The sequence below is a fragment of the Nocardioides sp. genome, assembly GCF_035703625.1.
Classification (GTDB): domain Bacteria; phylum Actinomycetota; class Actinomycetes; order Propionibacteriales; family Nocardioidaceae; genus Nocardioides.
Genome location: NZ_DASSXS010000119.1, coordinates 1 through 10,082, shown reverse-complemented (window position 1 = coordinate 10,082; position 10,082 = coordinate 1). Strand labels below are relative to the sequence as shown.

Here is a 10,082-nt window from a genome sequence, read left to right as displayed (position 1 = left end):
GCGCCGATCCGAAAGACTCCAGTTCGCCTGCATCCCTTGATGAAACGTCACTTCCCCAGGCGAGTAGGCCAAGGGGAGTGAGGGTTCGCCTGCATCCCTTGATGAAGCTGCTGCGGCAGGGCAAGCCTTGGCGTGACCGCTGATGGCTCTGATCTGGTCTAAACCTGAGGTTGGCGCCCCTACGGGAAGGGTAGGGAGCCGACATGACCGCCACGACTACTCCCTCGGAGAGTTCCAACCCCGCAGAGTCGTCGCTTCGCGCGAAGATGACCGCCGCGCTGGAGCACCAGGCCCAGGTCCAAGGCGTGGCGATCGATCACGCCACCGGGGTCGTAGACGTCGCTGTCGGCCTCCCGGGCGACCTTGCCGGACCCGAGCTCGACATCCGCTACACCTGGGTCCAGTGGAACCTGGAGAGCTTGATCGCCCACGCCTTTCCAGCCAAGGGTCTGAGGCTGGGTCAAGTCCACATCATCTAGACGGAAGTGCATGTCGACATCACGCCGCTGGTAGAGACGCCTCGCTCGAGTACGGATCACTCGCTGTCACCTGAGGTAGCGAAGCCCGGATCCGCCGCAATGCGTGTGCGGTCGCGTGTGCTGACGGCGCGTTGTGCTGAGCACCGACTGTGGGACGCGACCAGCCCAGGCTCCTGCTCCCATAGGCTGAGACGGTGGACGCCATCGAGGCGAGCGGGCTCAACATCGCCTACGAGCGGGTGGGGCACGGGCCGCCCCTGATCCTCGTCCATGGCGCGGCCGACGACAGCCGCAGCTGGCGACCACAGCTGGACGCACTGGCCGATGAGTTCACAGTCGTCGCCTGGGACGAGCCGGGGGCTGGACGTTCCTCCGACCTGCCCGAGGGTTTCGAGCTCGCGGACTACGCCCACTGCCTGGCAGCACTGATCGAGACTCTTGAACTCGGGCCGGCGCACATCGCCGGCTTGTCCTGGGGCGGCACCGTCGTGCTCGAGCTCTACCGCCGCCATCCCGAGCTCATCGCGACACTGATCATGATCGACACCTACGCCGGCTGGAAGGGCTCCCTGCCCGCGGAGGAGGTACGAGCACGGGTCGCGGGCGCCCGGCAGATGCTCGCCGCGCCGCCCGGTCACTTCGATCCCACACTTCCTGGGCTCTTCGCCAGCGATCCGCCTGCACAGTTCGTCCCGATGCTGGCTGCCATCGCTGGCGACGTCCGACCCGCGACCCTCGGGCACCAGTTGACCCTGATGGCCGAGGCCGACCACCGCGACCTGCTGCCTCGTATCGCCGTACCGACCCTGCTTGTCTGGGGGGAGCTGGACGTGCGGTCGCCGCTCAGCGTCGCACACCAGTTCGACGAGGCGATCCCGGATACGGAGCTCGTCGTGATCGAGGGCGCCGGCCATGTGAGCAATCTCGACCAGCCCGAGCAGGTGAATCAGGCCGTGCGTCAGTTCTGTCGCCTCCACTCGCGCCGGACGAACGAGTCCGGCTGACCGGCGTGGCCAGGCGACGCGCCCCACGCTGCGTCTCCAACCCGCGATCAACGTCCGCATCTGCCGCTGGCAGGGCACGACCTCCCGCCCAGCGGCATGGCGGGACGGCTCGCTCAGGCGGCCAGTGAGCCTCACCAGACCCTCGCGTCGTGCGCAGTGACATGATCGGCCCCATGCGCGCGACCGCCGCTCGTCGTACTGCCACCTGGGCGCTGGCCCATGCACCGGCACGGGTGCTGTTCGGGCGCGAGGCCAGGCGGGGCAACCCGACGGCGCGGCTGATCTCCGACCCGGCTGCCCGGCTTCGGCCGGAGCCGTTGTGGGAGGAGATCCGCAGTCGCGGGGCCCTGGTCCGGGGCAAGGTCTCGTGGGCCACGGTGAGCCTGCCCGTCGTCGGGCAAGTGCTGCGGGGCGAGGAGTTCACGTCGATGTTCCCCGAGCCCGGGAACGCGATCGGGCGGCTCTACCGCTCTGTCCGCGACCCGTGGGCGCTGGGACCGGCCGAGCCGCCGTCCCTCCTCGCGATCGACGCACCCGACCACACGCGTCTGCGCAGGCTGGTGTCGAGGGCGTTCACCGCGCGGCGGGTGGCCGGCCTGGAGGCAGGGGTCGACAAGACCACCCATGAGCTGCTCGACGCCCTGGAGCTGGAGGACCGCGTCGACCTCGTGGAGCGGTTCGCGGCGACCCTGCCGGTGGCCGTGATCGCCGACCTGCTCGGCGTCCTGCCCGAGGAGCGCGGGCCGTTGCTGTCGTGGGGCAACGACGCGGCGCTGCTGCTCGACGCGGGTCTGCCCTACCGTGAGTTCAAGCGGGCCCAGCGCGGCGTGCGCGAGATGCACCAGTGGGTGCACGGCCACATCGAGCGGCTGCGAGCCGAGCCGGGCGACGACGTGATCAGCACGGTGATCCGGCAGGCCGACGACCTGCCCGAGGACGAGCGCCCCTCTCCGGAGGAGCTGCGGCTGCTGGCGCTGCTGGTGCTCGGCGCCGGCTTCGAGACCACGGTCAACCTGATCGGCAATGCGCTGGTGCTGCTCGACCGGCACCCCGACCAGAGGGACCTGCTCCGCCGCGAGCCCGACCGGTGGCCACGGGCGGTCGAGGAGGTGCTGCGCTTCGACTCGCCCGTGCAGCTCACGGGACGGATGGCGCGCCAGGACGTCGACGTGGCCGGTACGCACCTGCCCCGCGGGAGCGGCATCGTCATGCTGCTGGGCGGCGCCCACCGCGACCCGGACGTGTTCGCCGACCCCAACACCTTCGACGTCGCCCGCGAGAACGCCGGCGACCATCTGGCCTTCTCGGCCGGACCCCACTACTGCCTCGGCGCCCAGCTCGCGCGGCTCGAGACGGTGGTCGGCCTGCGCGCCCTCTACGAGCGATTCCCCGCCCTGCGGATCGAGGGCGAACCGGTGCGCCACACGACGCAGGTGCTGCGCGGCTGGTCGTCGGTACCCGTGCGGCTGCGCTGACGGACCCTGACTCCCCCCTGAGATCGCCGTCTCGGGGATGACTTCGGCGGTGACGCGAGGGACGCTGGGGGCATGTCCACAGAGCTCGTGCGTCCCCGTGACCGCTGGATCGCCGGCGTCTGCTCCGGCCTCGCCCGCCGGTTCGGGATGTCACCCAACACCGTCCGCCTGCTCTTCGCGATCAGCTGCCTGCTGCCCGGCCCGCAGTTCGTCGTCTACATCGTGCTGTGGGTGCTGATGCCCAGCGAGGACTGAGGACCCGCGGGTGCCCGTCGTATCCTCGGCTGCATGATCGGCACCCTGCGCAACCGGCTCGGCCAGGCGTTGTTCCTGCGCGTCGCCGGGCCGGACGGGGCCCGGCACCGCGACCGGATCCACGGTGCTCCGGGGCCGCGCTGGTTCGACCCGTCCAGCCCGATCGGCCGGGTGCACGGCGACGCAGCGATGTTCGTGGGCGGGATCCGCGCGATCCTGCTCCAGACCCTTCACCCGGCGGCGATGACGGCCGTGGCCGAGCACAGCGGCTACCGCGGCGACATGTGGGGCCGGCTCGCGCGGACCAGCCGGTTCATCGCGGTCACCACGTTCGGGACGGCCGACGACGCCCAGCGCGCGGTCGACGCCGTCCGCGCGATCCACAGCCGGATCACCGGGACGATGGACGACGGGACGCCGTACGCCGCCTCCGACCCCCACCTGCTGCTGTGGGTGCACGTCGCCGAGGTCGACAGCTTCCTGACCGCCCACCAGGCCTACGGCCAGCATCCGCTCGACGCCGCCGAGCGCGACGAGTACGTCGCCCAGACCGCCGAGGTCGCCCGGCGGCTCGGTGTCCTCGACCCACCCACCACCGAGGCCGACCTGGCCCGCACCCTGGCCGGGTTCCGACCCGAGCTCCGGGTCACCGACCACGCCCGCGACGCGGTCGGATACCTGCTCTGGCGGCCGCCCCTCCCACTCCCGCTCCGCCCGGCCTACGGCGTCCTGATGGCGGCCGCCATCGGGCTGATGCCGCGGTGGACCCGGCGCCCCCTGCGCCTCCCGTCACACCCGGTGTCCGACCGCACCGTCGTCAAGGCGCTCGGCACCCTCGCCACCGGCACGATCCGCTGGGCCATGGCTCCCGGTCGCGCGGAGGTTCGGGCCATGCGGTCCGGGGAGCCGGCCGCGAGCTGAGCCCGACCGCATCGGGCGGAGGGAAAGCAGGGTGCGGCGCGAGCGACCGCCCTGCTAGCGTCGCCCCTTCCCCACCTGCACCAGGAGGCTCTGCCATGCCCGCGTCCGACGACCTCGACGCGGAGCAGGCACACCTCGACGAGTCGCGCCGCCAGCTGCACCGCATGCGCGAGCGCACCGCGGCCCTGGACTCGTCGGCCGCGGGCGACTGGGTGAGCCGCGAGTACCTCGAGTCGACCTTCGCGCTCCGGATGCGTCAGCTCGCCGACGATCCCGCCATCCCCCTCTTCTTCGGCCGCCTGGACTACGGGGACGAGGAGGACTTCCACATCGGCCGGCGCCACATCTCCAACGAGAACGGCACGCCGATGGTGGTCGACTGGCGGGCCCCGGTTAGCCTGCCCTTCTACCGGGCGACCCGCGCCACCCCGATGGACGTCGCGCGACGGCGAAGGTTCGGCTTCCAGCACGGCCGGCTCACCGCACTGGAGGACGAGAACCTCGCCTCACCCGACGCCGACGCCCGCTCCGCGATCCTCGAGGCGGAGATCGAACGGCCGCGCACCGGCCCGATGCGCGACATCGTCGCCACCATCCAGCCCGACCAGGACGTGATCGTCAGGTCCGAGCTCGCCCGGTCGGTGTGCGTCCAGGGAGCACCCGGGACCGGCAAGACGGCCGTCGGACTGCACCGGGCGGCGTACCTGCTCTACGCCCATCGCGACCAGCTGCACCGCCAGGGGATCCTCGTCGTCGGACCCAACGCCAGCTTCCTGCGCTACATCGCCGACGTCCTGCCCGCCCTCGGCGAGATCGAGGCGCGGCAGACCACGATCGAGGGCCTGGCCGAGGAGACGCTGCGCCGGCTCGATCCGAAGGCAGCGGTCACCGGCACCGACTCCGACTCCGCGGCCACGCTCAAGGGCGACGCCCGGATGGCCGAGGTGCTGCGGCGCGCCGTCTGGGGACGCATCAACGACCACGACGAAGGGCTCCTGGTCGCGAGGGGCTCACGGCGCTGGCGGGTCGGCGCCGAGGAGGTGCAGGAGGCGGTCGAGGCGCTGCGGCGTCGCGGCGTCCGGTACGGCGCCGGTCGGGCCATGCTGCCGCAGTCGCTGGCCCACCGCGTCCTGGTCAAGATGGAGCAGGCCGGGGAGTCGCCGGACGATCGGGTGCAGGACGCGGTGGCACGGAGCAAGCCGGTCAAGGACCACGTCGACGCCACCTGGCCGGCGCTGGAGCCGACCCGCCTCCTGTGGCAGCTCTTCTCCGACCCGCAGCTCCTGTCCGCTGCGGCCGATGGCGTCCTCGACCGCGAGGAGCAGCAGACCCTGCTCTGGGACCGGCCCCCCAGGAGCCCGGGCGCCACCCGCTGGTCGGTGGCCGACAGCGTGCTGCTCGACGAGGCGGCCGACCTGGTGGAGCGCACCCCGTCGCTGGCCCACATCGTCGTCGACGAGGCCCAGGACCTGTCCCCGATGATGCTGCGTGCCCTCGCCCGCCGGTCCTCGACCGGCTCGCTCACCGTGCTCGGCGACCTGGCCCAGGCGACCACGCCCTGGGCCAGCCGGACCTGGCCGGAGGCGCTGACCCATCTCGGCAAGCCGGACGCCCACGTCGAGGAGCTGACCCAGGGCTTCCGGGTGCCGCTCGACGTCATCGAGTACGCCGCCCGGTTGCTCCCTCACATCGCCCCCACCCTGGCGCCACCGACGTCCATCCGGCGCGGACGAGGCGGCCTCGCGGTCGTCGGGGGCGGTCCCTGGTCAGAACACCTCCGCGACCTCCTCGACCGGGAGGGTTCGGTAGGGCTGATCGCCCCCGACGCGCGGATCGAGGCGACTGCCGAAGCCCTGGACGCCGCGGGCGCGGAGTTCGCGACCGTGGGCGAGGAGAACGAGACCGACGAGTTCGGCCAGCACCTCGACCTCGTCCCGGCGAGCCTCGCCAAGGGCCTGGAGTTCGACCACGTCCTGCTGATCGAGCCGGCGGCCATCGTCGCCGGGGAGCCCGACCGGGAGACCGGCCTGCGCCGGCTCTACGTGTGCCTCACGCGCGCGGTCACCACGCTGGTCGTCCACCACGACGAGGCGCTGCCCGCGGAGCTGGCCGGATGAGCACTCCCCCGGATCTCGCGGCTCGCTGGCCCCTGGCCGGCGACGACGCCGTGCGCGACGAGCTGCTGGCCGCCTACGCCGACCCTGGTCGCGGCTACCACGACCTGCGGCACCTGGCCGAGGTGCTGGACCGGCTCGACGAGCTGGCCGCGGCCGGTACGCCGTTCGACCGGGTCCCGGTCTCGCTGGCCGCCTGGTTCCACGACGGGGTCTACGACGGCCGGCCCGGCGCCGAGGAGCGTTCCGCCGCCTGGGTGGAGACCGCACTGGCCGGCCACGGGCCCGAGCTCGTCGCCGAGGTCGCCCGGCTGGTCCGGATGACCGAGGACCATCGACCGGACGACGAGGACCAGAACGGCTGCGCGCTCTCCGACGCCGACCTGGCGATCCTGGCCGCACCGCCGACGCGCTACGCGGAGTACCTCGTCGACGTCCGCCGCGAGTACGCCCACGTCTCCGACGACGACTTCCGGACCGGACGCGCCGCCATCCTGTCCGACCTGCTGGCCAAGCCGGACCTGTTCCACACCGCCCACGCCCGCGAGCACTGGGAGCCTGCCGCGCGGTCCAACGTCGAGGCCGAGCTGTCCCGCCTGGCCTGACCGGGTGCGCCCGGGTCCAGGCTCACCACCGGGGTGCGGACAAGGATCGAGCCGCTGGCGTCTCGGGTCACCAGCGGCTCGATATGCCACCCATCATAGACAGCTCGTGCTGCCGTGCGACCTTGCTTGAGGAGACCTTAAGCAATACGTCTAGGCCACGGTCCAGCGGCGGTGCCGGGCCTCGTCGCGAAGACGACGAAGCCCGGCACGAAACCACTCGGGTGAACGCGAGCCGTCAGCCGAGCAGGATGCGGCAGAACTCCGGGACGGTGACGATCCGCTCGCCGCCGGTCATGCGACCCGAGTTGTAGTCACCGATGCTGCTGCCGTCCACGACGGTTCCGTTCACCGTCTTCTTGGGGCCAGGTGACTGGCTGGGCACGATGTTGCCCTCGCCGTCCCGGTTCGGCTGGTTTCCGTAGAAGCCGTCGCTGATGCAGTACCCGACGTTGTCGCGCGGCTCGTCGGGGGCGGCCTGCGCGGGTGCCGCGAGACCGATGGCGCTGAGAGCGATGACCGAGGCCGCGATTGCAATGTTTCGCACTGTGAGTTCCCCTTGGGTGTTGTGGGCCCCGCGCGACCATCGGTCCCGCGAGGGTGTCAAGAGCGCCGGCACTCCCGGCTCCCGGCGGAGAGACGACCCAGACGCACACCCATGACGCGACTTTCGATCGTCTCCGTCACGCCGGCATGCCTCTCGACAGGAGCGCCTGGCTACCGGCGCTTGCGGCGGCGCAGCCCTGCGGACACGAGCCGCTCGATCAGCTCCCGCGAGCTGATCGGGACCGCGCCCGCGGCGACCGCGGCGTCGTACCACTCCGAGGGGACGTCGTAGTGGTCGCGGTCGAAGCCGCGCTCCGGGATCCCGAGCTCCCGGGCGAAGGCGTGCAGCTCCTCGAACGACGTGTCGCTGGCCAGGTGTGACCACAGCCGGCCGTGGCCGGCCGCGTTGGGCGGGTCGATCACGATCATCGGGGCGAGATCGTCAGGCGCCGACGGAGCGCCGGGCCGCGTTGTCGAGCAGGAGCCGCCACGACCGGACGTGTCCGGCGTCGACGTAGGACTTGTACGACGCCCCCGGCCTCGCCTGCCGGCCGAGGTGGAACTGCCGGACCCCGGCCCGGACGAACCACGGGACGTGCTCGGCGAGCAGACCGCCCCCGGGCATGGCCAGCGCGGCGATCGCCGGGTCCGACTCGCAGCAGGCGAGCAGGTCCTCGTAGCCCGACTCCAGCCCGCGCGGCGAACCGGCCGAGCACACGGCCGCCAGGTCGGGCACGGGGATCAGCCGCCGCCAGGACCGGCGCGCCTCGAGGGTCGAGTCGAAGGCGCGGTGGAAGGTCCACGGCACTCCGGGCAGGGAGTTGGCCAGGTGGCCGCACACCTCGGTGTCGATCTCGAGGTCGGCGTCGAGGAAGCCGAAGGAGACGCCGGCGGCACCGCAGCCCAGGTAGTCCTCCGCGAGACCGACCAGGCGGACCAGCTCGCCACCGGTGGTCGTCCAGGAGTCGTTGAGCCGCAGCAGCACGAAGACGGGCAGGTCGGTCTCGCGGCAGACCGCGGAGACGACGCCCGGCTCGGGCGAGGACGCGCCGGCACCCGGCTCGCCGGACGCGTCCGGCGCGACGAGGTGCAGCCGGTCGGCCCCGCCCTCGTCGGCCCCTCCGACGTCACGCGGTCCGGTGACGGTGACCTCGAGGAGCGGCGTGTCACTGCCCATGGCCACGACAGTAGGCCCCGCCGTACGACGGGAGGGGCAAGCGCGCCGGTCGGCCTCCGTCAGGGGAGGTTGCCGAGCTCCACCCGGCGGGCGTACCGGTCGGCGCGGTAGACCGACCGCGACACCTCGATGATCTTGTCGCCCACGAACGCGCGCCGCGACTGCCGCAGCACCGGCGAGTGGGGCGGGACCTCGAGCAGGTCGGCCTCGGTCTTGGTGGCGAGGTCGGCAGTGATGGAGTCCTCCGCCGCCGTCGGGCGCAGGCCGCGGTCGCCGAGGGCGCCGTACAGGCTGGTCGGCATGCCCGACTGGAGGAAACCGGGGATCAGCACCTCGTTGAGGTAGGCGTCCTCGATGCACATCGGGACAGCGTCGGCCCGGCGCAGCCGCTTCCAGTGGATGACGGCGTCGCCCTCGGTGATGACCAGGGCGCGGGCCAGACTGGGGCTGGCCTGCTCGCGGCGGGCCAGCAGGGTCTGCGACTCGGCGAGCAGCGCCCGCCGGGTCATCTCCTCGGTGAACCCGATGAGCCGCGGGTCGGTCCGTGGGCGGGCCACGAACGTGCCACGACCGGGGATCCTCTCCAGGAGGCCCTCGGCGACGAGGGCGTCCATGGCCTGGCGCACGGTCATCCGCGCCACGCCGAAGCGGTGCACGAGCTCGCGCTCGGAGGGCATGGGCGATCCGGGAGGAGCGTCATCGACCAGGCTGCGCAGGTATTCGCGCACCTGGACGTGCTTCAGCTCTCGGCCGGCCGACAGGACGTTGTTCACATTGGCAACTGTAGGACTGGTCTGGTCACGTCGTCCCCTGCTTGGGAAAGACTTTAAGAAAGTCGCACTTGGCAACCGATATCGTTGCGTTGTCCTGCAGGCGCATGCATTCCGTTGCTCGTTCAACCAAAGTGCTTCGTATTCCGCAGGTCCGCACCCACGGCCCGAGTATCGAACCTTTGTTCGATTCTGGGGTATCCTGGGCTCGTGGACTTCCAGGGAACCCTCTTCGACCCCGGCGTCTCCCACCGGCCCTCCCTGGCCGGCGTCGAGCGGACCGACCTGACCCGTGGTGCCTGGGTCGACTGCCGGCGCAACTGGCTGCCCGGCGCCGACGACGTCTTCGCCACGATGGTCGCCGACGTCCCGTGGCGCGCCGAGCGACGGCAGATGTACGACCGCGTGGTCGACGTCCCGCGACTCGTCCACACCTACGCCGTCGGCGAGCCGCTCCCCCACCCGACGCTCGTGGAGGCCCGGTCGGCGCTGTCCGACCACTACCTCCCGGTCCTCGGGGAGGCGTTCGTCACCGCGGGCTGCTGCTACTACCGCGACGGCCGCGACAGCGTCGCCTGGCACGGCGACACCATCGGCAGGGGCCGGACCCACGACACCCTCGTGGCGATCGTGTCCCTCGGCGACCCGCGACGGCTGGCCCTGCGTCCGCGCGGAGGTGGCGAGTCGATCTCCTTCGAGCTGGGGCACGGCGACCTGCTGGTCATGGGCGGGTCGTGCC

The 10,082-nt window shown here is 71.9% G+C and carries 12 protein-coding genes; 8 read left to right on the top strand and 4 right to left on the bottom strand.

What is annotated here, in order from left to right:
- Nucleotides 1-203 precede the first annotated feature (203 nt).
- The 7 genes from VFN12_RS05820 to VFN12_RS05790 all read left to right on the top strand — a co-directional run bounded on the left by VFN12_RS05820 (nt 204) and on the right by VFN12_RS05790 (nt 6,853).
- Complete coding sequence (locus VFN12_RS05820; protein ID WP_325117660.1) at nt 204-479, top strand: hypothetical protein; 276 nt, start codon at nt 204-206, stop codon at nt 477-479.
- 194 nt (nt 480-673) lie between these two features.
- Nucleotides 674-1,483, top strand: a complete 810-nt coding sequence (locus tag VFN12_RS05815; RefSeq protein ID WP_325117659.1) for an alpha/beta hydrolase — start codon at nt 674-676, stop codon at nt 1,481-1,483.
- 149 nt (nt 1,484-1,632) lie between these two features.
- Nucleotides 1,633-2,958 carry a cytochrome P450 gene (locus VFN12_RS05810; RefSeq protein ID WP_325117658.1) on the top strand — a complete coding sequence of 442 codons (1,326 nt, stop codon included), beginning with the start codon at nt 1,633-1,635 and terminating at the stop codon, nt 2,956-2,958.
- Between the two features lie 72 nt (nt 2,959-3,030).
- On the top strand, nt 3,031-3,213 hold the full coding sequence (locus tag VFN12_RS05805; RefSeq protein WP_325117657.1) for a PspC domain-containing protein: 183 nt from the start codon (nt 3,031-3,033) through the stop codon (nt 3,211-3,213).
- Nucleotides 3,214-3,246: 33 nt separating this feature from the next.
- The gene (locus tag VFN12_RS05800; protein ID WP_325117656.1) at nt 3,247-4,134 is read left to right on the top strand and encodes an oxygenase MpaB family protein; all 888 of its coding nucleotides are present in this window, start codon (nt 3,247-3,249) and stop codon (nt 4,132-4,134) included.
- Nucleotides 4,135-4,229: 95 nt separating this feature from the next.
- Nucleotides 4,230-6,251, top strand: a complete 2,022-nt coding sequence (locus VFN12_RS05795; RefSeq protein WP_325117655.1) for a HelD family protein — start codon at nt 4,230-4,232, stop codon at nt 6,249-6,251.
- Entirely contained in the window at nt 6,248-6,853 is a 606-nt protein-coding gene (locus tag VFN12_RS05790; RefSeq protein ID WP_325117654.1) for a hypothetical protein, read from the top strand. Before VFN12_RS05795 ends, VFN12_RS05790 begins: the two co-directional genes overlap by 4 nt.
- A 235-nt stretch (nt 6,854-7,088) precedes the next feature.
- Here VFN12_RS05790 and VFN12_RS05785 read toward each other — a convergent pair whose 3' ends face one another.
- From VFN12_RS05785 to VFN12_RS05770, 4 genes are all read right to left on the bottom strand, one after another.
- Complete coding sequence (locus tag VFN12_RS05785; protein WP_325117653.1) at nt 7,089-7,397, bottom strand: hypothetical protein; 309 nt, start codon at nt 7,395-7,397, stop codon at nt 7,089-7,091.
- A 170-nt stretch (nt 7,398-7,567) separates the two neighbouring features.
- Nucleotides 7,568-7,825: a DUF4031 domain-containing protein gene (locus VFN12_RS05780; protein WP_325117652.1), complete on the bottom strand. Its 258-nt coding sequence runs from the start codon at nt 7,823-7,825 to the stop codon at nt 7,568-7,570.
- Between the two features lie 13 nt (nt 7,826-7,838).
- Nucleotides 7,839-8,573, bottom strand: coding sequence for a copper homeostasis protein CutC (locus VFN12_RS05775; RefSeq protein WP_325117651.1), 735 nt, complete (start codon nt 8,571-8,573; stop codon nt 7,839-7,841).
- Nucleotides 8,574-8,632: 59 nt separating this feature from the next.
- A complete protein-coding gene (locus VFN12_RS05770) occupies nt 8,633-9,346 on the bottom strand; it encodes a GntR family transcriptional regulator (protein ID WP_325117650.1) in 714 nt (237 codons plus the stop codon).
- A gap of 207 nt (nt 9,347-9,553) precedes the next feature.
- Between VFN12_RS05770 and VFN12_RS05765 the strand changes: the two genes are divergently transcribed.
- A partial coding sequence (locus tag VFN12_RS05765) for an alpha-ketoglutarate-dependent dioxygenase AlkB (protein WP_325117649.1) occupies nt 9,554-10,082 on the top strand: 529 nt, incomplete at its 3' end.

Coding starts and splice junctions, on each gene's coding strand:
- VFN12_RS05820 (WP_325117660.1), top strand. CDS start 204: ATGACCGCCACGACTACTCCCTCGGAGAGTTCCAACCCCGCAGAGTCG.
- VFN12_RS05805 (WP_325117657.1), top strand. CDS start 3,031: ATGTCCACAGAGCTCGTGCGTCCCCGTGACCGCTGGATCGCCGGCGTC.
- VFN12_RS05800 (WP_325117656.1), top strand. CDS start 3,247: ATGATCGGCACCCTGCGCAACCGGCTCGGCCAGGCGTTGTTCCTGCGC.
- VFN12_RS05795 (WP_325117655.1), top strand. CDS start 4,230: ATGCCCGCGTCCGACGACCTCGACGCGGAGCAGGCACACCTCGACGAG.
- VFN12_RS05790 (WP_325117654.1), top strand. CDS start 6,248: ATGAGCACTCCCCCGGATCTCGCGGCTCGCTGGCCCCTGGCCGGCGAC.
- VFN12_RS05780 (WP_325117652.1), bottom strand. CDS start 7,825: ATGATCGTGATCGACCCGCCCAACGCGGCCGGCCACGGCCGGCTGTGG.
- VFN12_RS05775 (WP_325117651.1), bottom strand. CDS start 8,573: ATGGGCAGTGACACGCCGCTCCTCGAGGTCACCGTCACCGGACCGCGT.